This is a genomic window from Streptomyces sp. NPDC046465 (assembly GCF_040646035.1).
Classification (GTDB): domain Bacteria; phylum Actinomycetota; class Actinomycetes; order Streptomycetales; family Streptomycetaceae; genus Streptomyces.
The window spans coordinates 487,778-510,168 of sequence record NZ_JBEYZK010000002.1 but is presented as its reverse complement, the minus strand read 5'-3'; the positions used below and the strand labels follow the sequence as shown (position 1 = coordinate 510,168).

Below are 22,391 nucleotides of genomic sequence, written 5' to 3'. Positions count from 1 at the left end.
AGGCGAGTAAAAGAGACATGGCGCTCATCGCTCTCGCCGCGGACAAGGGTTCCCCCGGCGTCACCACCGCCGCCGTCGCGCTCGCCGCCGTCTGGCCGCGCCGCGTGCTCGTCGCGGAGACCGACCCCGCAGGCGGCGACCTGGTCTACCGCAGCGCCGCCGCGCACGGTGGCCCGCTCAACCCCAACACCGGCATGCTGAGCATCGCCGCCACCGCCCGGCGCGGCCTCGTGCCCGACCAGCTGTGGGACCACACGCAGCCGTTGAGCGGCGGTCTCGAAGTGCTCGTCGGGCTCGGCATCGCCGAGCAGGCCGCCGGTCTCGCCGGGCTCTGGCCCACCCTCGGCCGCGCGTTCTCCCAGCTCGCCGACTCGCCGCACGCGCCCGCCGACGTCATAACGGACTGCGGGCGGATCAGCGGCGACACCCCGGCCGTCGAACTCTTCCCGCACGCGGCCCTCGTGCTGCTCGTCTCGCGCACCGAGCCCGAGGCCATCGCGCGCGTCCGGGACCGGGCCGCGGCGCTCGCGACCAAGCTGCACGGCGGTTCGCGCGGCGCGGCCTCGCTGGCCCAGCCCCTCATCGGCGTACTCCTGATCGCCGACCCGGCGACCTCCGCGAAACTCGTCCACCAGGTCAACGACATGCTGATGGCCGCGCAGACCGGCGCCCGCGTCGTGGGCACCCTCGCCGACGACCCGGCGGGCGCCGACCAGTTGGCCGGCCGCCGACGCGGCAGGCTCGACAAGTCGCTGCTCATCCGCTCCGCGCGCAAGGTGACCGTCGACCTGTACCAGCAGTACGGCGCCGCCTGGACCAACCCCGTCGCGCAGCAGCCGGGGCAGGCCCGATGAGCACACCCGTCGATCACCAGCTCGTCAAGCGGTTCCGGCAGGACGCCGGTGACCGCATCGCCGAGCAGCGCCGTCTCGACCAGGTCTCCGGCGTCACCCCGATGTCGGGCGAGGACGAGCGGCACTACGCCCGCGCCGTCATCGCGCAGATCCTGGAGGAGTACGCGCGCGCGGAGATCAACGCCGGGCGCACCCCTCTCGACGCGGAGACCGAGGAGCAGTACGCGGCGGCCGTGCACGCCGCGCTCTTCGGCGTCGGACGGTTGCAGCCGCTGCTCGACGACCCCGACGTCGAGAACATCGACATCAACGGCTGCGACCAGGTCTTCGTCGGATACGCGGACGGCCGCGAGGCCACGGCCGACCCGGTCGCCGAGACCGACGAGGAGCTCGTCGAGCTCATCCAGGTCCTCGGCGCGTACTCGGGCCTGTCGTCACGGCCCTTCGACTCCGCCAACCCGCAGCTCGACCTGCGGCTGCCCGACGGCTCGCGACTGTCCGCCGTCATGGACGTCACGCGCCGCCCCGCGCTCTCCATCCGCCGGGCCCGCATGGGCAAGGTCTTCATGTCGGACCTCGTCGGCAACGGCACCATCACGCCGGAGATCGGCCACTTCCTGGCCTGCGCGGTCCGGGCCCGCAAGAACATCATGATCGCGGGCGCGACCAACGCGGGAAAGACGACGCTCCTGCGCGCCCTCGCCAACGAGATCCCGCCGCACGAGCGCCTGGTGACCGTCGAGCGTGCCCTGGAGCTCGGCCTCGACCAGTTCGCCGACCTGCACCCGAACGTGGTGGCCTTCGAGGAGCGCCTGCCCAACTCCGAGGGCCAGGGCGAGATCGCGATGGCGGAGCTGGTGCGCCGATCCCTGCGTATGAACCCCTCCCGCGTCATCGTCGGTGAGGTCCTCGGCGACGAGATCGTGACGATGCTGAACGCGATGTCGCAGGGCAACGACGGCTCGCTCTCCACGATCCACGCCAACAGCTCCAGCGAGGTCTTCAACCGTATTTCCACCTACGCGCTCCAGGCCTCCGAGCGCCTGCCCATCGAGGCGAGCCAGATGCTGGTCGCGGGCGCGGTCAACTTCGTCGTCTTCATCCAGCGGCGCAACAACTACCAGTCCGGCGGCAAGCTCCAGCGCATGGTGACCTCGGTCCGCGAGGTCAACGGCGTCGACGGCCGCGTCCTGTCCAGCGAGGTCTTCGCGGAGGCGCCGGACGGCCGCGTCGTCGCGCACGCGCCGATCGCCTGCATGGACGACCTGGCCGCGTTCGGCTACCGCCCCGCCGGGCAATGGGGGTGAGCACGACATGAACACACTTGCTACCGGAACCGGCATCGGTACTGGTATCGGTACTGGCGCTGGCGCTGGCGCTGGCGCTGGCCCTGGTACTGGCGCTGGCGCTGGTACTGGTGTCGGTACAGGCGGCGCTCTGGACGCCGGCTCGCTCGCCGCGGGCTCCATCGACTCCCTCGGCTCCATGGGCGGCGTCTTCTCGCTGCCCGTCCTGTACGCACTCGGCTGCGGCGTCGCCGCGGGCGGCGGCCTCGCGCTGCTCGCCGTGGCGATCCGCGGCCTGCCGGCCAAGCCCGCGCACGAGAAGCACAAGGCGAGCGAGCGCGCGAGCGAACTGATCCGCTTCGTCGGGCGGCGCGGCTCGGCGGCGATCGGCGTGGGCCTCGTCGTCCTGCTCCTCACCCGCTGGGCGGTGGCGGGCATCGCCTCCGGCATCCTCGTCTTCTTCTGGGACAAGCTCTTCGGCGGTGCCGCCGAAGAGCGCGCCCAGATGAAGCGCGTCGAAGCCCTCGCCGCCTGGACGGAGTCGCTGCGCGACACCATCGCGGGCGCGGTCGGCCTGGAACAGGCGATTCCCGCGTCAGCGCGAGCCGCCGCGCCCGTGCTCCGCCCGCACCTCGACGCCCTCGTGGACCGCCTCCGAGCGCGCACGCCGCTCCCCGAGGCCCTCCAGGTCCTGGCCGACGAGATCGACGACGCCTCGGCGGACATCATCGTCGCCGCGCTCATCCTCAACGCCAAGCTGCGCGGCCCCGGCCTGCGCCAGGTCCTCGGCGCGCTCGCCAAGTCGGCGCGCGAAGAGGTCGACATGCGCCAGCGCGTCATGGCGCAGCGCGCCTCGACCCGCCGCTCGGTGCAGATCGTGGTCGCGGTCTCCATCGCCTTCGTGCTCGGCCTTTCCATCTTCAACCGCGAGTTCGTCGAGCCGTACGGGACGCCCGTCGGCCAGCTCGTGCTCGCCATGGTCTGCGCCTTGTTCGCGCTGGGCTTCTGGTGGCTGCGGAAGCTGTCGACCGTGGAGACGCCGGACCGCTTCCTGGTCAAGGACGAGCCGGGCGTGCAGTTCGTACGTCCGAGGGGTCCCGGCGGCGCGCCCGCGGCGGGCGGCCCCGAGCAGGCTCCGCAGTTCGGCAGGCCGGGCTCGGCCCAGCAGGGCCTGCCGGGCTACTCGCCCGCGCCCTCCAACCAGCACTCCAGCCCGCACTCCAACCCGCCCTCCAACCCGTCCGAGGGGGTACGGCGATGAGCCTGACGATGCCGGTACTGATCGGCGCGATCCTCGGCCTCGGCGTCTTCGCCCTCGTACGCGCCCTGATGCCGTCGAAGCGCAGCGCCGTCGCGACGGTCGCCCGCATCGACGCGATGCGGGCGCGCGGCATGGCGTACGAGTCGCAGCGGGCGACCGCGGACACCGAGAGCTCCGGCCGGCTCGGCTCGATGCGCTCCCGCGTGGGCCAGCGCGTCGCCGACTTCTACCTCCAGCAGGGCTGGGAGCAGCGCTCGCTCCGGGCCGATCTGGCGGTCCTCGACCGCAGCTGGGAGAAGTTCCTCGCGACGAAGGTGCTCCTTGCCGCGGCCGGTGTGTTCTTCGGCCCGTTCCTCTTCGCCATCATCTACACACTCGGCGTCGGCCGCAGCCCGATCATCCCGGTGTGGCTGGCGCTGATGTTCGGCGTGCTCTTCTTCTTCCTGCCCGACCTGGAAGTACGCAGGGACGCGGCGGAGAAGCGGCGCGACCTGCGCCGTGTCATCGGCGCCTATCTGGACCTGGTGTCGATGAGCCTCGCGGGCGGCCGCGGTCTGCCCGAGGCGCTCATGGCGGCGGCGGAAGTCTCCGACGGATGGGCGACACAACGTATCCGAAGTGCTCTGGCCGACGCCCGCATCACCGGCGTCAGCCAGTGGCAGGCCCTCGGCTCGCTCGGCGAGGAACTGGGTGTGGAGGAGCTGAAGGACCTGTCGGCGTCCCTGGCCCTCGTGGCGGACGACGGCGCGAAGGTGCGCGAGTCCCTCGCCTCCCGCGCGGAGACGATGCGACACCGCGAACTGGCCGAGATCGAGGGCAGTGCGGGCGAGAAATCCCAGTCGATGCTGGTCGCGCAGCTGCTGCTGTGCGCGGGCTTCCTGGTCTTCCTCATCTTCCCGGCGGCGATGCGCGTGTTCCAGGTCTAGGTCCAGATGGCGTCGGCGACAACGGGGGCCGGCGCCCTGCTCCCCTTCCCCCCACCACATTTGAGAGGACTACTCACCATGAACGGACGGAACTTCAGTCACCCGGCTGTGGACTTCCTCGTGACCTTCCTGAAGGGCCGCGTCCAGCGTGCCCGCTCCGGCGAGCTGGACCGCGGCGCGTCGGCGGTGGAATGGGTCATCATCTCGGCGGTCGTCGTGGCGATCGTCGGAGTGGTGGCGGCCGTCATCAACGCCGCGCTGAAGGGTGGCGCGGACAAGGTGAGCGACTGCATCGAGGGTGCGGACGCGGGCAGCACCTGCTGACCTCCCAGGGAGGGCCGCCCTCCTTGGGGACTGACGACTGACGACTGACGAATGACGACTGACGACTGACGGTGAAAGGCGACGGGGTTCGGGTGCGGGGAACGCGTGGATTCGTACGCCGCAGGGTGGAGGCTGCCTCCACCCGCGGCGAATCCGGCATGACCGCGATCGAGTTCGTGCTGCTCACGCCGGTGCTGTTCTTCATGATCTTCGCGACGGTTCAGTTCGCGCTGTACTTCTTCGCGGACCATGTCGCGCAGGCCGCCGCGCAGGCGGGCGCGCGCAAGGCACGCGCCACCGCCGACGAGAACGCGGGCGGCTGGCGGGGCGAGGCCCGTGACGTGGCCGACGCGTACATCCGCCAACTCGGCCCGAAGCTGGTGCTCGGACCGGACGTGAAGACCATCCAGCCGGAGCAGGGCACGGTCGGCGTGGAGATCGAGGCCCGGGTCCCCACGGTCTTCCCGGGGCTCGACCTGACCGTGCACGCGCAGTCGTCGGGGCCGGTGGAGCGGTTCGTGGAGGACAACGGCTGATGCGGAACGTACGGGGCGCGGGGGCCGGGTCCCGCAGGGCGATTGACCGGCCCCCGGCGGGAGTGGCTGCCCGGTGCTGTGACGACCGCGGCCTTTCGACCGTCGAAGTGGTGATCCTCGCCCCGGTGATGATCCTGTTCATCCTGGTCCTGGTCGCCTTCGGCCAGCTCGTCGACGGCCGAGGCGCCATCGACGGGGCGGCGCGTGACGCCGCGCGCGCGGGGTCGATCCAGAAGGACCACGGCACGGCGATGTCCGAGGCACGCAAGGCTGCGCGGGCGGACCTGGCCGACGTCTGCTCGGGCCCGGTCTCCGTCGTCCAGAAGAGCGACGGGTTCAACGAGAAGGTCGACCCCTTCTTCACCGTCGAGGTCAGCTGCGAGGTCAGGGGCCTCGCCATGCTGGGCCTCGACATCCCGACGACGCTGGAGGCCTCCTTCAGCTCGCCGCTGGACCCGTACCGGAGGTCGACGTGAGGCATCAACGTCACTCTGCCGTACCTGCCGTACCTGCCGTACCTGCCGTACCTGCCGTACCTGCCGTACCCGCCACACCCGTCGTACCTGCCATACCTGTCGTACGCGCCTGGATTACGTCCCGCCGCGCGCGCCTCGACGACCGGGGCTCGGGCGCCGGTGCGGTCATCATCTTCGCGATCGTCTTCCTCGCGCTCGCGGCGTTCGTCATCGACGGCGGCCTCTCCATCTCCAAGCGGGAGCGCGCAGCGGACATCGCGGAACAGGCCGCGCGCTACGCCGCACAGGACCTCGAACTCGAGGACATATACGAGGGCGTGAAGGGCGCACCCATCAACTTCGAGAACTGCGGAGCCCGCGTCCGGGCCTACGTCGAAGAGGCCGGCCTGAAGGGCACCGACATCGCCAACACGCGCTGCGTGACGGCGAACCCGCAGCAGGTCGAGGTCGAGGTGCAGATGACGTACAGCCCGGTGTTCACCGGGTTGTTCTACGGGGGCGATGTGACGGTTCGGGGGCGGGCGGTGGCGGAGAACGAGGTGGGGTGAGGCGGGGCGGGTGACTGGCTGAGGCCACGCTCGCCACCGCTACGACCCCTCACGTCAGTCCGCACGTCAAGCTTGAGCCATCCGACTTTCACCCCGCCGTGCTCGGATACGGCGGTGACCTTCGCGCGCATTGGGCGGTTTATCTGCTGTTCGCCCAAGCCGGAGGTATATGCCCATGCGCACGAGACCGATGTCCTCCCTCACCGGCGCCACCGTGGCCGGAGCGGCACTGCTGATGATGATGTCGGGGTGCGGCGGCTCGGGCCCCGACACTTCGGCCAGGATTCCTGGCGTGCGGCAGGGCGACGTGGGCCGTTCCCCGTCGGGCGCCCCGGCCCCCAAGGCCGCGGGCCGCCCGACCGTCACTCTTCCGAAGGCTTTTCGGGCCGACTTCGAGGGCTGGTCCCACAACGACCCGAAGTTGCAGACGATCCTCGACGACGGCAAAGAGCGCCTGCGCGCCGGGTACGCCGCGATCGTGAAGGGCGATCCTGAGGACGCGGCGTTGGAGTTCTACAGCGCGGGCGCCGCATTGAAGTCTGCTCCGGCGTGGGTGAAGACGTACAAAGGGCTCACGCTGATCGGCACGGTCCGGGTATTCGACAACCAAGTCCATGTGAGCAATGAGGGATTCGCCGTCCTCTTCTACTGCGTGGACGAAAGCCGAGCCTTCAGCAAGAACCGCAAGACGCGGAAGGTCGAAGGAACCCCGGAGGGCCAAGACCCGAAGGTCCAGTACAGAACGCGCCTGGACAAGGACGCTGAAGGCGTCTGGAAGACCACATCGGTGGAAACGGACCGGGGCGGCTGCCGCACATGACCGTTCTCTGCAAGGGTGCGGGCGCGGTGGCAACTCTGATCTCCATGATGTCGCTCATGGCGGCACCCTGTGCGGTCGCCCTGGGGGAGGGAGGAGAGGAGACGACTTCGGGTGGGGCGCACACCTCTCCCTCGGCCCGGGGCGGGGTGGAAAGCCAGAGCCTGATGGCCTCCGTCGCCCACTCCCGGATTCGTGTCAGCCAGCAGGGTGGCCGGACAGGAAAGGGGTCTGTCGGCGCGCTCCGGCCCCTCGACCCGAACTGGCGACCACCGGCCTGTTGGTACGAGCCGGTCTTCTCCCCGGAGCAGCTCAAAGCCGCAGTTGCGAGCGGGAGGGGAGGCCTGGTCAACGCCCATATCTGGTGGAGCAACGGCCTTTGGGTCGATCACTACGAAAAGGGCAAGCAGCAGAGAAACTCTTCACTCGCCGGATCCGGTAGCCGAACTTCTGGCCGAACTTCTGGCCGAACTTCCGGCCGAACTTCCGGGGGATACAAGAAATACAACCTGGGCAAGGAGGGGAGCTTCTGGCGCAGCACGGTCCGGCCGGGGCACTACGCGGACGCCGAAGCGTGGAGTTGCGGCCGCATCATGTTCTGGCAGCCCGCCGGTTCGATTCCCAAGGACGAGAACGCTCCCACCCCCGAAACGCTCGCGGCCTTCGCGTACGAGAGGATCCGGGTTCCGGACACCGAGATCGAGTTGAAGCCCAAGGGCAGGTCGACGGTGAACCTGCCCACCTGGATGTGGCTGGACAAAGGGACGTTCAGGGACGTCATGGTCCGCGCCGATCTCCCGGGCACCGGGCTGTACGCGGTGACCACGGCCAAGCCAGTGGCTCTCCACCTCGAACCCGGTACTGAGAACGCGCAGGTATACCCCGCCTCCGGTGACTGTGAGATCAGCGGAGGCGGCGGTATCGGAACTCCGTACACCAAAGGGGCTGCCAAGACGGAGCCGACCTGCGGCATCGAATATCTCCGAGCGACCAGCGGCAGCCCCTACCGACTGCGGGCCTCCATCACCTGGGATATCTCCTGGGAAGGAACAGGCGGGGCGAAAGGCGACCTTCCGGACGGCACCTTCGAGACCACTCAGAACATGAATGTCCAGGAGATCCAGTCCGTCAACCGGTGAAGTCGCTACGAGCAACTGGACCTGAGGGGAGCATTCGGGTTGGCAGAACGGCTGAGGGTCGACGGGATCGAGCTGGAGAATTTCGTCAAGCTGCTGAACAAGTCGAACGACTCCTTGAAGGGTTTACGTAAGGCCCTGTCCGCAGCCACGGTTTCGGGCCTGGGGTCCGATGATCTGGACAGAGCGTGTGAAGAATTCCAGGACGAGTGGAAGTACGGCACGGAGCAGATCGGCAAGCAGACCGAAGACCTCGCGAAGATCATCGGTAAGAGCAAGGACAGTTACCAAGAGGTCGACAAGGCGCTTGAGGAGGCCATGAAGAAGAAACGGTCGAAGGCGAAGGCGAATACGCAAACTGGGTCGCGGGGTGGGAACAGTGCCGGTGGCGAAAACGGACGTGTGCGGGGAACCGCATGACGTACACCTCCGACCTGGAGAAGGACTGCCCGGACCTCGGATTCAACCCGGCTCCGGGCTGCCCGGACACGGTGAAGTCACTGCACAAGAAGCTCGCCAACTGCGCCAAAATTCTGGATGACACCCACAGGGTCGTCACGAAGCTGATGGACGGCAGCTATTGGGAGGGTGACGCGGCAGTCGCCCTTCGTGAGCAATTGGAAGACGGCCGGTTGCCCAAAGACCTGCAGAACGCGGCCCATTCCATTTCCAAGGCGGCCCGGCACCTGAACCGTTGGCACGGCGAGCTCGACGCTTTCCAGGACCGCGCGAAACGCCTGAACGGCGAGGCGAAAACGGCACGGGAGGCTCTGGAGCGAGCACAGGAGGGAGCCGACGCCGCAGGCGCGGAGAGTGGTCATCCAGGTAACGCGAAGAAGGCGCCGACGCGAGCCGACGGGCGGGTGGAAGAGGCGCAGGCGGCGCTGGACCATGTCCTGGGCAGGGCACGGGGCCTCGCGCACGAGCACGAGGAGAAGGCCGGTTACAGAGCGGGCAAGATCCGCGACGCGACAGCCAGGCTGGCCCCGCACGAACCGGGCTGCTTCGACAAGGCGTTGGACTGGGTCACGGAGAACCTGCCCGACATCCTCGCGGCGGTCGCCGGCGTCGTCGGCCTCGTGGCGATCATCTTGGCCGGGCCGCTGGGGCCCGTAATGGTGGCTGCGCTGTTGCTGGCGTCGTCGGCGATGAGCGCGGGGGCATTGATTTCGCGGCTCACCGACCCGGAGGTGCGCACCTCGCTGTGGGACGGCGTCACCAAAGGGGAGCTTGATTCCGACTTCTGGAGCAATGTGGTGGCGGTGGGGTCCGATGGGGCTGGGATGCTCCCGGGATTGGGTGCCGTGGTCAAGGGCGGTACCAGTGCCGTGCATGCCGTGCGGACGGGTACCGAATCAGTAAGCCTGGCGCAGAAGTTGACCACTGCTGGTACCAAGACCATGGAGCAGGCCCAAGCCATCTCCGCCTTGGACAATCCGCTGATTTCCTACACCGTGCGGGGTGCTACTAACCCGCAGAAGGCGGCTGAGGTGGTCTCTGCCACATCCGGCTCAGTCGGGGTGGGAACTTCCGGTTTCGGGTTGGCGAACAATCTTATGGACGTGGACGATGATGGCATCAAGAGCGGTGCCGTCGCTGGTATCGACGGAACAAGGCTCGGGATCGATGGCGGCGGACTCCTGAACCTCTCCCGCCACGTCTTCTCCTGATCGATCCCGTACAGAAGGAGCACGCTGTGAGTCCCTTGTCCTGTAAAATCGCCTGGAATCACCCACCGACTCGACGTGCCTGGATGCAGCACATGGTCATGAATATGGCGGGGCTCCTAGGCTGGATCGGCGGTTGGGTCGCACTCCTCGGCGTTTCGACCACCACGCCTGACTGGGTCGTATGGATTTTCATGCCGTACTTCCTTTACGGGTTCTATCGGGCGGCAGTTCAACTTGGCTATTTTCCGGCAGCTCTGCGAATGCGCCGCATCCTGCGTACGTACCCATGGCAGATCCTGCGAGGCGCTCCCAACGGCCTGACCAAGTACCCCGATGTGCTGGGTAACCAATACGGATGGTTCGAACTGCCTAATCCCGCGCACCCCGAAAAGCGCATGCCGTTGGTGTTCGGGCAGCACATGCGTACGGAATGGTGGAGCCGCCGGATGGCCCCGCGGGCCAGGCCCGAGTTGAAGGCGGAGATCGCGGTGGTGTGGTTCGCCGGTGATCCCCGCTTCATCGGGCTCATCGCCGCGCCCACCGCCGACGGCCGTGCACCTCGCCGTCTGCACGTGCTCCAGCAGCAACTGGGGCCAGTGCACGGGCTGCACGGTTTCGCGGAGTGGGGGGCCACGCCCGAAGACATCGAGCGCGGTCGACGCGTCGGCATCCACCCCGCCCAGTCTTGAGCTCGCGCCAGGAAGACTCGCGCCAGGAAGAGGCGGAAGCGGTGAGCGCCTCTCCTTCCCTTTCCTTCACCCTCCACGACTCCGCCAAGAACCCCCACGCCGACATCTGGTTCGCGGAGCCCCCGGGCTTCACCGCGATCCCCATGGACGCCCTGCTGGCCCCCCAGGACGCCCCGGCCACGCGTGAACTGCGCGCCGCCCTCGCCCCGCTGTTGGACTCCGCGCCAGACGAAAGGTGTCGACAACTGCTCCTCGGCCACGTCGCATCGGCCCACCCGCTGTTGGCGGCTTTGCGTGATGTCGGAGTCGCGTACTGCTCGATCGGGTTGCACCGTGACGACGTGGACGAAGCCGCCGAGGTCCCTGGGCGGAGTGGCCGGGGGAGCGGTGGTGGTGACGGTCGGCCTCTGCTCTCCCTGCTCACCCTCACCTGGCGCGACATCGCCACCGCCCCACCCGCCGTCACCGCCGCCCGAGCCGTCGTCGCCCCCGGTGGGATCCCGCACGGGAACGTCGAGTTCGTCGGCGAGGTCGGCGACGGGGTGCCCTGCGGTCCGGTCACGATCAGCGAATCCGTACGCACTCCGGCGCCCGACAGCGGCCTCGTCCAGTTGCAGCCCCTTGTGCCGCTCCTTCAGGTTCACGCCCACCTACCGCACCCCGACGGCAGGCGCCTCGCGGTCTTCACGCTGAGCACCACGGCCGTGCACCGCCGCGAGGCCTATCGGCGTCTGCTGCGGCATGTCGTGGAGCTGGTCAGCTTTGAGAATCCGCTGAAGGATTCACTGAAGGGTTCGCCGAAGGGTTCGCCGAGGGGTTCAGGGGCGCGCGCCGTCGTCCCCGGGCAGCCGTACCCGTGCCCGTAGCCGTGCCCGCAGCCGCCCCCATCCGTGCCGGAACTGTGACGACACCCCCCGATCCAAGCAACCGCAGGGCTCAGGCCGGTCGGCGTCGAGCCGTGTTGAGCCGGGGGTGAAACGGGCCTTTGGGGCGGGGTGGTCGTAACCGGGCGGGCCGTAGGGCGTCCGGCCCTGTCTGACCTCCGGCCCCTTACGTACCATCACCCCATACGCTCACCCGACCCCTCTGCCCAACCCACCTGCCCATCCACTCCTCCCCACAGGACACCAGGACACCCGCCATGGCGCGCACCACTTCACGCTCGACGAGCCCGCCGAACCCGCAGGGCCCGCGGAACCGTACGCCGCAGCCGTTGCCGCGGCGGCGGCGCAGTTTCGCGGACTTCGTCAAGGCCTTCTTCGCCTTCGTCGCGCTGGCCGTGCTGCTCGTCGGCGTGCCCGGAGCCCTCGTGGTCTTCGTGGGGTGGCCGCTGCCGGGTGGCTCGCCCTCGCTGGACTGGCTGCAGCAGGAGATCACGGTCAGCACGTTCGTCAACGTGCTGACCGTCGTCGTCTGGTTCGCCTGGGCGCAGTTCACCGCCTGTGTACTGGTGGAGATAAGGGCCGCGCTCTCCGGCGTCGGGATCCCGAACCGGGTGCCGGGCGCCGGGGGCAGCCAGATGCTCGCGCGGCAGCTGGTCGCCGCCGTCCTGCTCATCGGGGCCACCGCCGCCAGCTTCGCGCCGGGGCTCTCGCAGTTCGGGCAGTCGTTGGAGGGCAACCAGAAGCCGGCGTCCGCCGCGAGCGCCCAGCAGACGCCCGGCCTCTTCCGGCAGGAGCAGCAGGCCGCGGCGAGCGCCGCCGACGCGCTGGCCGCGCAGGCCGACCAGGCCGCCGCGCACGCCGACGGTGGCGGCAGCGCCAAGGACGGGGACACGAAGTACTACCGGATCCAGCCTCCCGAGGGGCGCCACCACGACTCCCTGTGGGAGGTCGCGGAACGGCACCTGGGCGACGGCCGCCGGTACAAGGAGATCTACCAGCTCAACAAGGACCGCGAGCAGCCCGACGGTTCGAAGCTCTCCGAGGCCAGCCTCATCCGGCCCGGCTGGATCATGGAGATGCCCGCGGACGCGCACGGCGGCGAGCTCGTCGAGATGCCCGACGAGGCGCCCAAGGTCTCCGAGGACGTCAAGGAGCAGATCTCCGACTACTCCAGGACCGGGGACCACCGACAGGGCGGCGGAGCCCAGGAGCAGGGCGGCGGAGGCCAGGAGCAGGGCAGCGGAGGGCAGGAGCAGGGCGGCAGCGGCTCCGTCGACCACGACACCGCGCACATCGTCCTGCCCGAGCAGCGGCCCGGCACCCCCGAGAAGCCCGCGATGCCGCAGGCCCCGGCCACACCCGACGCTCAGGCCCCCGAGGCCCAGGCCCCTGACGCCCAGGCACCTGATTCCCACACCCCCGGCACCGACGCCCCCGCCCCCGCCGCCTCCGCCGGCGCCGAGTCCGAAAGCTTCGACTTCGGGCTGCCCGAGGCACTCCTCGGTGCCCCCCTCCTCGCCGCCGGTCTCCTCGGCGCGCTCGGCCGCCGTCGTCGGCACGCCCTGTGGCAGTCGGCCATGGGTGCGGTCGGCGGGCGCGGCGGCATGCAGCCGCCGACGCCGACCGGAGCGGCCGCCGACGTGCAGGACGCGCTGCTCGTGGGCGCCGACCCCGACGGCGTACGCCTCCTCGACCTGTCGCTGCGCGGCCTCGCCGCGTCGCTCGCCGAGGAGAACCGCGCCCTGCCGACCGTGTACGCGGCCTGGCTGAGCAACGGCGACCTGCACCTGCAGCTCGCCCAGCCCGCGGGACGGCCGCCCGCGCCCTGGCAGTTGGGGCAGGACCAGACGTTCTGGATGCTGTCGCGCGCCGACGCCGAACGGTACGAGGACGTGGACACCGCCGCGCCCTACCCCGGCCTCGTCAGCCTCGGCACCATGGACGACTCGCGGCTGCTCCTCAACCTGGAGTCCGTGCCCGGCATCGTCTCGCTGAGCGGCAGCCCGGCCGACCGCGCCGCCGTCTTCGCCTCGGTCGCCGCCGAGCTCGCCACCAACGGCTGGTCGGACCGCATGACCATCACCGTCGTCGGCTTCGGCCAGGACCTCACCCCGCTCGCGCCCAACCGGCTGCGGCACCTGGAGGACGTCGAGGCCCTCATCGAGACGATGGAGGCCGAGACGCGACAGCGGCGCGGCGCGCTCGGCGCCGCCGGGCACGACTCCGTGCTCACCGGCCGCACCGGGCCCGCCCAGCACACGCGTTGGGCCCCGCACCTCGTCCTGCTCGCCGCCGAGCCGAGCGCCGATGACGCCATCAAGCTCGCCGAACTGGCCGCCGACGCGAGCCGGTTGGGGATCGGTTACCTCGTCGGCGCGGAGGCCGGGGACCTGCCCGGCGCCGCCTGGGAGATGGAGATCACCCGGCAGGGCAAGCTGCTCGCGCCGCTGCTCGGGCTCGAACTGGACGCGCAGTCGCTGCCCGAGGCCCAGCAGCGGGCCGTCGTGCAGCTGTTCACGGAGGCCGACCCCGCGGGCCGGGGCGGCACCGGCAGCGGCCCCGCGGGTCCGGGCGGCGGCCCCACGGGCGCCGCCCCGCCGTTCCTCGTCGACGTCACCGAGCAGGGCAGGCCCGCGGTCTACGCCCGCCTCGTCGGCACGTACGAGATCATCGGCCTGGAGACGCCGGACGGCGAGCGCAGCGCGCTGCTGCACGAGGCGCTTGCCCTGCTGCTCCTGCACCGCGAGGGCGTCCACCCCCGGGTGCTCGCCTCCGCGCTGTGGCCGCGCGGCGTCACCGACGACGTGCGGGACGCGCTCGTCGAGCGGCTGCGCGAGTGGCTGGGCACGGAGCCCGACGGGTCGCCGCGCCTTTGCGCCGACCGGACGGGGCGGCTCACGCTCGCCAAGTCCGTCGTGTCCGACCTTGACGTGCTGCGCTCGCTCTACCACGAGGCCACGCAGGGGCGCGGCGCAGGCAACCGTGCCGTGCGCGGGCGGATGCTCACCGACGCGCTGGTCCTGGTGCGCGGGCCGCTGCTCTCCGACCGGCCGCAGGGGCGGTACGGCTGGCTCACGCACGAGATCATCGACGCCCAGCTGCCGCTGCTCGTCGCCGACATCGGTCTCGCGCTCTCCGAGTTCCACCTGGAGAAGGGGCGGGCGGCGAAGGCGATCGAGGCGCTCAACGCGGCGCTCGGCTCCGCGCCGGGCGACGAGCGGCTCTGGAACGAGCTGCTCCGCGCCACGCACGCCACGGAGGACCCGGACCGCCTGCGCCAGGTCGCGGCCGACCTGGTCGCCCGGAGCGGCGCCCGCGGACTGCCGCCCCGCACGGAGGCACTCCTTGACGAGCTGCTTCCGACGTGGCGCAGTGGTGTCGGCGCGGTGGGCTGACGTGTTGCTGCCGACAGGGGGCCGCCCGGCCGCTCCGGCTGCCGACCGTCCGGCTGCCGACCGTCCGGCTGCGGACCGTTCGGCTGCTCCGGCTGCCGACCGTCCGGCTGCTCCAGTCGCCGACCGTCCGGCCGCTCCGGCCCCCGACCACCCGGCCGCTGCGGCCTGCGGTCGTCCGGCTGCCTCGGCCGCTGGCCGCCTGGCCGCTGCGGCCTGCGGTCGTCCGGCTGCCTCGGCCGCTGGCCGCCTGGCCGCTGCGGCCTGCGGTCGTCCGGCTGCCTCGGCCGCTGGCCACCCGGCCGCCGCGGCCTGCGGTCGCCCCGCTGCCTCGGCCACTGCCCACCCGGCCGCCATCCCGGGCACCAACCGCCACCCCGCCCACCTCGCCGCCTACCCCACCACCCACTTCACCACTCACCTCACCACCCACCCCACCACCCACTTCACCACTCACCCCCGCCCCGGAAAGTCGTAACTCGTGTCATCGCTGGTCCTCGTTCTCGGCGGTGCCCTGTGGGGCGCCCTCGCCGGGCTGTTCGTGCCGCGTGCGGCCTATCGGCTGTCCGTGGCGCCCGATGAGGACTGGCGTGGCGAGAGTCCGGGCGGGCAGGCGCTCACCTCGTGGGTGGGGCTCGCGCGGTGTCCGCGGGGCGGCTGGTACGGCCCACGGACCACGGGCGTCGCGATCACCACCGCCCTCGTCTGCGCCGCCCTCGCCGTCACCACCGGCACCCGGCCCGAGCTCGGTGCCTGGCTCCTCCTCGCGCCCTTCGGCGTGCTGCTCGCCCTCGTCGACTTCACCGTGCACCGGCTCCCCGACGTGCTCACGCTGCCGCTCGGCGGCGCCGCGCTCGGGCTGCTCGGGGCCGTCACGCTCCTGCCCGAACAGGGCGGCTCCTGGGCCGGGGCGCTCTACGGGGCGCTCGCGCTGGCCGGTGCGTACTTCGTGCTCTTCCTCATCAACCCCAACGGCATGGGCTTCGGCGACGTGAAGCTGGCGCTCGGCCTCGGGGCCGTGCTCGGCTGGTACGGGTGGGGTGTGCTGCTCCTCGGGACCTTCGCCGGGTTCCTGCTGGCCGCGCTGTACGGGGCCGGGCTCGTGATCGCCCGCCGCGCTGGGCGCAAGACGGCGATCCCGTTCGGCCCGTTCCTGATCGCGGGCGCGTTCGTGGGACTGCTCCTCGGCGGCTACGCAGCTTGACCTCACGCGGTGACGCCACTTGAGCCCACGTCGGACGCCCGATACCGCTGGCGTACGCTGGCGTGGTCCGTCCACAACCCTTACGAAAGGGACGCCCCGGTGACCGAGAAGGCCGACCTCCAGTCCGTCCTCGACCGTGCCGCCGCAGGTGGGCGGATCAGTGAAGAAGAGGCGCTCGACCTCTACCGCGACGCCCCGCTGCACGCGCTCGGCGCCGCCGCCGACGCCATCCGCCGCCGTCGGTACGCGGGTACGGAGCACATCGCGACGTACATCATCGAGCGGAACATCAACTACACGAACGTCTGCGTGACGGCCTGCAAGTTCTGCGCCTTCTACGCCGCCCCGAAGGACACCAAGAAGGGCTGGACGCGCGACCTCGACGACATCCTGCGGCGCTGCGCCGAGACCGTCGAGCTCGGTGGCACCCAGGTCATGTTCCAGGGCGGGCACCACCCGGACTTCGGCGTCGAGTACTACGAAGAGCACTTCTCGGCGATCAAGAAGGCCTACCCGCAGCTGGTCATCCACTCGCTCGGCGCCTCCGAGATCGAGCACATGGCCCGCATCTCGAAGGTGTCCGCCGAGGAGGCGATCCAGCGGATCCACGCCGCCGGGCTCGACTCCTTCGCCGGTGCCGGTGCCGAGCTGCTCCCGGCCCGCCCCCGCAAGGCCATCGCCCCGCTCAAGGAGAGCGGCGAGCGCTGGCTGGAGATCATGGAGATCGCGCACGGCCTGGGCGTCGAGTCGACGTCCACGATGCTCATGGGTACGGGCGAGACCAACGCCGAGCGCATCGAGCACCTGCGCATGATCCGCGACGTGCAGGACCGGACGGGAGGCTTCCGGGCCTTCATCCCGTACACGTACCAGCCTGAGAACAACCACCTCAAGGGCCGCACCCAGGCGACGATCTTCGAGTACATCCGCATGATCGCGATCGCCCGGATCTTCCTCGACAACGTCGCGCACATCCAGGGCTCCTGGCTGACCACCGGCAAGGAGGCCGGCCAGCTGACCCTGCACTACGGAGCGGACGACCTCGGCTCGGTGATGCTGGAGGAGAACGTCGTCTCGTCGGCCGGCGCCAAGCACCGCAACAACCTCCGCGAGATGATCGAGATGATCCGCACCGCGGACCGCGTCCCCGCCCAGCGCGCCACCACGTACGAGCACCTCGTCGTGCACGATGACCCGGCGAACGACCCGGTCGACGACCGCGTCGCCTCGCACATCTCGTCCACGGCGATCGAGGGCGGCACGGCCCACCCGGAGCTGAAGCTCCTCGCCAGCAACTGAGGCCCCGTTGCTGACACTTCACGTCGCCGAACGCACACCGGAGTCGGCGGTCCTGGTCGACGGGGCGAGCGTCGCCGCCGTCGGCCCGTACGACGAGCTGGCCGCGGCTCACCCCGCGGCCCGCGTCCGTCACTGGCCCGGCATCCTGACCCCCGGCCTCCTCAACCCGTACGGTCCCGAGCTCCTCGAGGCCACGTACCACCCCGACCCGCGCGAGGCCGGGCGGCTCGGCACGGAGCCCATCGGCGGGGAGCGGGCGGCGGCCCTCTTCCGCGCCGACCCGTCCCTCCTCGGCGCGAGCGCCCGACGCGGCGTCCAGCGCCTCCTGGCCCACGGCACGGTCGCCGTCGCCGGTGAACTCCGCGCCCGCCCCGTCCTGGACGCGGTCCGCCGCGCCCCGCTGGCAGTGGGCGCCCGCCCGCCCCGCCTCCCGGGCCCCCCGTCCCTCTCCCCGACCCCCCTGACGCTCCTGCCACCCCTGAAACCAGGCTCCCCGGCCCGTTTCGCGATCTTCGACGTGACCGACCGGGCAGACCTGGTCCGCAACGGCGCGAGCACCTGCGTGGCCACGGTGATCACGGGCCGCTTGGTGTACAGGGCCCGCTAGCCCCGTAAGGGGCGCGGGGAACTGCGCGAGCAACCCCCTAAGGGGCGCGGGGAACTGCGCGAACACCCGCCACGGACCACGCACCCGCCAGGCTCAGGCGAGGCAGCCCGTCGCCAAGGGAGAGGACCGGCCTGACACAATGGGCCGGGTGACCCGAGCCACCCTGGAAAAGCAGCCGCACGAAGTCGCCACCATGTTCGACGACGTCGCGGAACGGTACGACCTGACCAACGACGTGCTCTCCCTCGGACAGGCCCGCCTCTGGCGCAAGGAGGTCGCCAAGGCCGTCGACGCCCGCCCCGCGCAGAAGGTCCTCGACCTCGCCGCCGGCACCGCCACCTCTTCGCAGCCGTTCGCGCAGGCCGGTGCGTACGTCGTGCCCTGCGACTTCTCCCTCGGCATGCTGCGGGTCGGCAAGCAGCGTCACCCCTGGATGCCGTTCACGGCGGGCGACGGGGCGAAGCTGCCGTTCAAGGACGACACCTTCGACGCGGTCACCATCTCCTTCGGGCTGCGCAACATCCAGGACACCGATGCCGCGCTGAGCGAGCTGTACCGGGTGACGAAGCCGGGCGGACGCGTCGTGATCTGCGAGTTCTCGCACGCGACGTGGGGGCCGTTCCGCACGGTGTACGAGGAGTACCTGATGCGGGCGCTGCCGCCGGTCGCGCGCGCGGTGTCCTCCAACCCGGACGCGTACGTCTACCTCGCCGAGTCGATCCGCTCCTGGCCGGACCAGCCCGCGCTCGCCGCGCGGCTGCAGGACGCGGGCTGGTCGAAGGTGGCCTGGCGGAACCTCACGGGTGGCGTCGTGGCGCTGCACCGGGGGTTCAAGCAGGGCTGAGTGCCATTTCGTGACGCCGCTTCGTAACGCTCCAGTTGAGACTGGGGTTCTGTGACCCATGGGGACCAGCCGCCGGGCAAGATGTGTCCGTTGATACGACCCTGCCGTTTACTTATGCGGCGGTTACGGGCCGGATCCGCCTCCTGTTGCTGAACTCCTGAGTCCACGGAGCGTCTTGATGGCGTCGTACTGCCCACACTGCGGGGTTCCCGCCCCTGATGAAGCCCGCTTCTGCATGAAGTGCGGGCGCGAACGCCTTCCCGAGCCGAAACAGCCCCCGGCCCCTCCCGTCGCACCGCCGACCGTCGCACCGCCCCCCGTCGCACCGGCGCCCGCCTACGCCCCGGCCGGACCGTCCCCCGTCGGCGCCTTCCTCGGGCGTACGTTCCGTGGCGGCTGGGCCGGGTCCGCGCAGGCGGCGCTCTGGCCGGTCGCGCTGCTGCTGATCACGGCCGTATCGCTGGCGATTCCCTCGTACGGGCAGAACGAAGAGGCCGTCGTCGGCTTCGCCACGCGGATGCGGATCGCGCTCGCGCTGCTGCTCCAATCGGTCGGCGGCGGCGTGGAGTTGTCGGGCCGTGAGGAGCGGCCGGACCTCGGTGGCTCCGACGGCCTGGGGTTGGGCTCGAACGGTCTGGGGACGGGTTCGGACGGCCTGGGGACGGGTTCGGAAGGCCTGGGGCTGGGTTCGGACGCGTCCGGCTCCGCGCTCGAAGGCTCGGCGGTCCTGCACTCCGTTCCGCTCACCGTGACCGTGCTCTGGATCCTGGCGCTCTTCATCGGCGTACGCGTGCTGCGGAACCGTCTCGTGGCGCGGGGCGCGGCCCAAGGGGGCGGGACCACGGGGCTCGAAGCGGCCGTACGCGTCGCCCTGTTGGTGACCGTGAGCACCCTCGCCCTCGCGCTCTTCGCGCAGCCCGAGATCGAGGGGATCGAACTGTCGTCGTCCCCGGCGCTCGCCGCGCTGGGGGCGCTGGTGCTCGGACTCGTCGTCTCCTGCGGGGTGTTGAGCCGGAACGACCTGGCGCACTGGGTCGCCGCGCGCCCCGGCGCGCAGTCCGCCCTCCGCGCCACCGGCGCCGCCCTGCGCGCCCTCGTCGCCGTCCTCGCGCTCTGCTCCGTCGTCGCCTTCATCAGCCTCACCCAGATCGACGACCTGGCCGAACGCACCGACCTCGACGACAGCACCATCTCGCCGCTCCTCCTCGCCCTGCTCGTCCTGCCGAACCTCGCCGTCACGGCGCTCGGCATCGGCTGGGGCGCGGCCGCGGAGGCGACGGTGAGCGGCCGCAGCTCGTTGTACGGGAGCGGGAACGAGAGCGGCTCCTTCGGCCTCTCCGAGCTGGGTGACGTCACCAACGACTGGGCGGTCGTGGGGGCGTTGGCGCTCGGCCTCGTCTGCGTGCTGACCCTCGGCGTGGTCGCCGCGCGGCGCTGCGCGGGCCGGGGCGAGGCCCTGCTCGCCGCCGGTGTCTTCTTCGGGCTCGTCCTGCTGCTCGCCGGTTTCAGCGGCATCGGCGTCGAGCTGTCCGGCCAGGCCCTCGACGGAGGATCGGGATTCGGCGAGTCCGGCAGCGGAGGTACCGGCAGCGTGGAGGTGGGGCCCGCGGTCGCCGAGGTGCTGCTGTTCGGACTGCTGTGGATCTTCCCCGCGGTGCTGGCCGCTCCGTATCTGCTGCAAATGGTGGGGCAGCAGGGGCGGGGGCCTGCCGCGCTCGGGGTCGGGCTCGGGGTCGGGGTCGGGCTCACGCCCGCGTCCGGACCTGGCCCCGTGCCCGCGTACGTGCCCGCGTACGCGCCGCCCGGCGCGCCACCGGTGCCGCCGGTGCCGGGAATGCCCGCGGGGCCGCCGACCGCAACCCCAGCCGACACAACCCCAGCCGACGCACCCGCCTCCGACGCGCCCACCTCCGACGCGTCCACCTCGGAGGCGCCCGCCTCCGACGCGCCCCCCTCCGGCCCTGACGCGCCCGCCGCCCCCGCTGTCCCCCTCGCCGAACAGCCGACATCCGGCGCCGTCGGTACGCCCGGCACGCCCCCCTCCGGCACCACCGCCCCCACCCCCACCCCCACCCCCACTCCCGCCCCGGTCTACGCCCCGCACACCGTCCACCTCGGTCACCAGCCTCCCGCCGCCAAGTCGCGCGGCCGGGCCGGGATCTGGGTCGCCACGCTCACCGTCGCCTTCGTCGTCGGAGGCGGTGCGACGGCCGGGATCCTGTTCTGGCAGGACGGGCACGACAAGGCGGACGGCGCGGGCAAGGACGACCGGCCCGCGGTCAGCCGGTCCGAGGAGCCGAGTGAGGCCCCGAGTGGGGCCCCGAGCCCGGTGGCGTCGCCGTCGCCGAGCCCGGAGCCGGGCGGCAGTGAGGGCCCCGACGTCGCTGGTGGCTCGGAGGCCCCGGCGGGAACCGAACGGGTGACCGACCAGGAGGGGTTCTCCTTCGCGGTGCCCGAGGGCTGGACCCGTCAGGCCGTGAACCCCGAGCGCCCCGGCCAGATCACGTACGCGGGGCCGACCGGGCGGGAGGAGTTCCTCGTCGGCGTCGTGACGGACGCGCCGTACACCTCGTACGAGAACTTCAAGAACATCGAGAAGCACACCAAATCCGCACCGGACAAGTCGGACTACGACCGCGTCCGGCTGACGGAGAACACCTTCAAGGGGCAGGACGGCGCGATCTGGGAGTACACGTACACCGACGCGTCGGGCCGTTCGATCCACGCGCTCAACCAGAGCTACATCGCGGAGAACGGTACGGAGTACGCGATCCAGCTGTCCTGGCGCGAGGACTTCTGGATCGCGGGCGAGGGCGCGAGGACGCACAGGACGGCGCTGGACACCTGGCGACTGACGGACTGACGGACTGACGGGCTGACGGATTAACGACTGACGGACAGCCCCGCCCCGGACGTGCTGGTGAACACCGGCACTCCCGGGGCGGGGTCAGTTTCAGCCGTACGGCAGCCGTACGGCAGCCGTACAGCAGCCCTTTGGCAACCGAACGGCTGCCGCACTGCAACCGCACTGCAGCCTTGCTAAAGCGCCAGCCGGAAGCAGCCCGCCACCCGCCGCGACGCCTCGTCGCCGCGGATGCGCGGGGGAGTGGTGAACGTCTCGGCGAGCTCCATGCCGAGCCGCCGGGCCACCGCGATGGAGCGCTCGTTGCCGGTGTCGACGATCGCCACCACGCTCGGTACGCCCGCCGCACGCACCCGTTCGACCGTGGCCAGGGCGGCCGCCGTCGCGTACCCCTTGCCCCAGGCCGTGCGGGTGAGCCGCCAGCCGATCTCGATCTCGCCCGTCGGTCCCCAGTCCCGTGGCCAGGGCTGGGCACCCGTGAAGCCGATCGGCTCGTCGGCGGCGTCGAGCAGGGTCCACAGGCAGTAGCCCCGTTCGGCGTCGTGTCTGCGCTGGCGGGCGGTGAGTTCCTCGTACATGGAGAGCTCGGCGGAAGAGCCGCCGAAGAACTCCATGACCTCCGGGTCGTCGAAGAGCCGGTGCCAGACGACGGCGTCCTCGTGGGTGGGGACGCGCAGCCGCACGTCGGGGAGGTGGAGCGCGGGCAGGGTATCGGTCTGCTCGGTCACGTGTGGCCCTTCGGCTGGCTGATCAGTACCGCCTCATAGACTGCCCT

21 protein-coding genes are annotated in these 22,391 nt (G+C 70.9%); 20 read left to right on the top strand and 1 reads right to left on the bottom strand.

Features of this window, described 5'->3' with window-relative positions:
* The first annotated feature begins 17 nt into the window (after nucleotides 1-17).
* The 20 genes from ABZ953_RS05380 (at nucleotide 18) to ABZ953_RS05285 (ending at nucleotide 21,616) form a co-directional block, all read left to right on the top strand.
* Complete coding sequence (locus tag ABZ953_RS05380) at nucleotides 18-854, top strand: hypothetical protein (RefSeq protein ID WP_361716965.1); 837 nt, start codon at nucleotides 18-20, stop codon at nucleotides 852-854.
* Nucleotides 851-2,161 carry an ATPase, T2SS/T4P/T4SS family gene (locus ABZ953_RS05375; RefSeq protein ID WP_361716962.1) on the top strand — a complete coding sequence of 437 codons (1,311 nt, stop codon included), beginning with the start codon at nucleotides 851-853 and terminating at the stop codon, nucleotides 2,159-2,161. The genes ABZ953_RS05380 and ABZ953_RS05375 overlap by 4 nt, the downstream gene beginning before the upstream one ends.
* A gap of 178 nt (nucleotides 2,162-2,339) precedes the next feature.
* Nucleotides 2,340-3,401: a type II secretion system F family protein gene (locus ABZ953_RS05370; RefSeq protein WP_361716959.1), complete on the top strand. Its 1,062-nt coding sequence runs from the start codon at nucleotides 2,340-2,342 to the stop codon at nucleotides 3,399-3,401.
* Nucleotides 3,398-4,327, top strand: a complete 930-nt coding sequence (locus tag ABZ953_RS05365; protein ID WP_361716956.1) for a type II secretion system F family protein — start codon at nucleotides 3,398-3,400, stop codon at nucleotides 4,325-4,327. Before ABZ953_RS05370 ends, ABZ953_RS05365 begins: the two co-directional genes overlap by 4 nt.
* A gap of 78 nt (nucleotides 4,328-4,405) precedes the next feature.
* Nucleotides 4,406-4,651, top strand: coding sequence for a hypothetical protein (locus ABZ953_RS05360; protein WP_361716953.1), 246 nt, complete (start codon nucleotides 4,406-4,408; stop codon nucleotides 4,649-4,651).
* A 158-nt stretch (nucleotides 4,652-4,809) separates the two neighbouring features.
* Nucleotides 4,810-5,187 carry a TadE family protein gene (locus ABZ953_RS05355; protein ID WP_361716951.1) on the top strand — a complete coding sequence of 126 codons (378 nt, stop codon included), beginning with the start codon at nucleotides 4,810-4,812 and terminating at the stop codon, nucleotides 5,185-5,187.
* Nucleotides 5,187-5,663, top strand: coding sequence for a TadE/TadG family type IV pilus assembly protein (locus tag ABZ953_RS05350; protein WP_361716949.1), 477 nt, complete (start codon nucleotides 5,187-5,189; stop codon nucleotides 5,661-5,663). Before ABZ953_RS05355 ends, ABZ953_RS05350 begins: the two co-directional genes overlap by 1 nt.
* A gap of 92 nt (nucleotides 5,664-5,755) precedes the next feature.
* On the top strand, nucleotides 5,756-6,211 hold the full coding sequence (locus ABZ953_RS05345; RefSeq protein ID WP_361717106.1) for a pilus assembly protein TadG-related protein: 456 nt from the start codon (nucleotides 5,756-5,758) through the stop codon (nucleotides 6,209-6,211).
* A 175-nt stretch (nucleotides 6,212-6,386) separates the two neighbouring features.
* Nucleotides 6,387-7,031, top strand: a complete 645-nt coding sequence (locus ABZ953_RS05340) for a hypothetical protein (protein WP_361716946.1) — start codon at nucleotides 6,387-6,389, stop codon at nucleotides 7,029-7,031.
* A 26-nt stretch (nucleotides 7,032-7,057) separates the two neighbouring features.
* On the top strand, nucleotides 7,058-8,167 hold the full coding sequence (locus tag ABZ953_RS05335; RefSeq protein WP_361716943.1) for a hypothetical protein: 1,110 nt from the start codon (nucleotides 7,058-7,060) through the stop codon (nucleotides 8,165-8,167).
* 39 nt (nucleotides 8,168-8,206) lie between these two features.
* Complete coding sequence (locus ABZ953_RS05330; protein ID WP_361716940.1) at nucleotides 8,207-8,584, top strand: hypothetical protein; 378 nt, start codon at nucleotides 8,207-8,209, stop codon at nucleotides 8,582-8,584.
* Nucleotides 8,581-9,834: a putative T7SS-secreted protein gene (locus tag ABZ953_RS05325; protein WP_361716937.1), complete on the top strand. Its 1,254-nt coding sequence runs from the start codon at nucleotides 8,581-8,583 to the stop codon at nucleotides 9,832-9,834. Before ABZ953_RS05330 ends, ABZ953_RS05325 begins: the two co-directional genes overlap by 4 nt.
* An 83-nt stretch (nucleotides 9,835-9,917) precedes the next feature.
* Nucleotides 9,918-10,523, top strand: coding sequence for a hypothetical protein (locus ABZ953_RS05320; protein ID WP_361716934.1), 606 nt, complete (start codon nucleotides 9,918-9,920; stop codon nucleotides 10,521-10,523).
* 41 nt (nucleotides 10,524-10,564) lie between these two features.
* Nucleotides 10,565-11,389, top strand: coding sequence for a hypothetical protein (locus tag ABZ953_RS05315; RefSeq protein ID WP_361716931.1), 825 nt, complete (start codon nucleotides 10,565-10,567; stop codon nucleotides 11,387-11,389).
* Between the two features lie 275 nt (nucleotides 11,390-11,664).
* The gene (locus ABZ953_RS05310) at nucleotides 11,665-14,802 is read left to right on the top strand and encodes a BTAD domain-containing putative transcriptional regulator (RefSeq protein WP_361716928.1); all 3,138 of its coding nucleotides are present in this window, start codon (nucleotides 11,665-11,667) and stop codon (nucleotides 14,800-14,802) included.
* 478 nt (nucleotides 14,803-15,280) lie between these two features.
* On the top strand, nucleotides 15,281-16,003 hold the full coding sequence (locus ABZ953_RS05305; RefSeq protein WP_361716925.1) for an A24 family peptidase: 723 nt from the start codon (nucleotides 15,281-15,283) through the stop codon (nucleotides 16,001-16,003).
* 99 nt (nucleotides 16,004-16,102) lie between these two features.
* Entirely contained in the window at nucleotides 16,103-17,302 is a 1,200-nt protein-coding gene (gene mqnC, locus ABZ953_RS05300) for a cyclic dehypoxanthinyl futalosine synthase (RefSeq protein ID WP_361716922.1), read from the top strand.
* A 7-nt stretch (nucleotides 17,303-17,309) separates the two neighbouring features.
* The gene (locus ABZ953_RS05295; RefSeq protein WP_361716919.1) at nucleotides 17,310-17,909 is read left to right on the top strand and encodes a hypothetical protein; all 600 of its coding nucleotides are present in this window, start codon (nucleotides 17,310-17,312) and stop codon (nucleotides 17,907-17,909) included.
* Between the two features lie 148 nt (nucleotides 17,910-18,057).
* Nucleotides 18,058-18,753 (top strand): demethylmenaquinone methyltransferase, encoded by a 696-nt coding sequence (locus ABZ953_RS05290; protein ID WP_361716916.1) that lies wholly within the window; start codon nucleotides 18,058-18,060, stop codon nucleotides 18,751-18,753.
* 178 nt (nucleotides 18,754-18,931) lie between these two features.
* On the top strand, nucleotides 18,932-21,616 hold the full coding sequence (locus tag ABZ953_RS05285) for a zinc ribbon domain-containing protein (protein ID WP_361716913.1): 2,685 nt from the start codon (nucleotides 18,932-18,934) through the stop codon (nucleotides 21,614-21,616).
* A gap of 176 nt (nucleotides 21,617-21,792) precedes the next feature.
* Here ABZ953_RS05285 and ABZ953_RS05280 read toward each other — a convergent pair whose 3' ends face one another.
* Entirely contained in the window at nucleotides 21,793-22,344 is a 552-nt protein-coding gene (locus tag ABZ953_RS05280) for a GNAT family N-acetyltransferase (protein WP_361716910.1), read from the bottom strand.
* Between the last annotated feature and the right edge of the window lie 47 nt (nucleotides 22,345-22,391).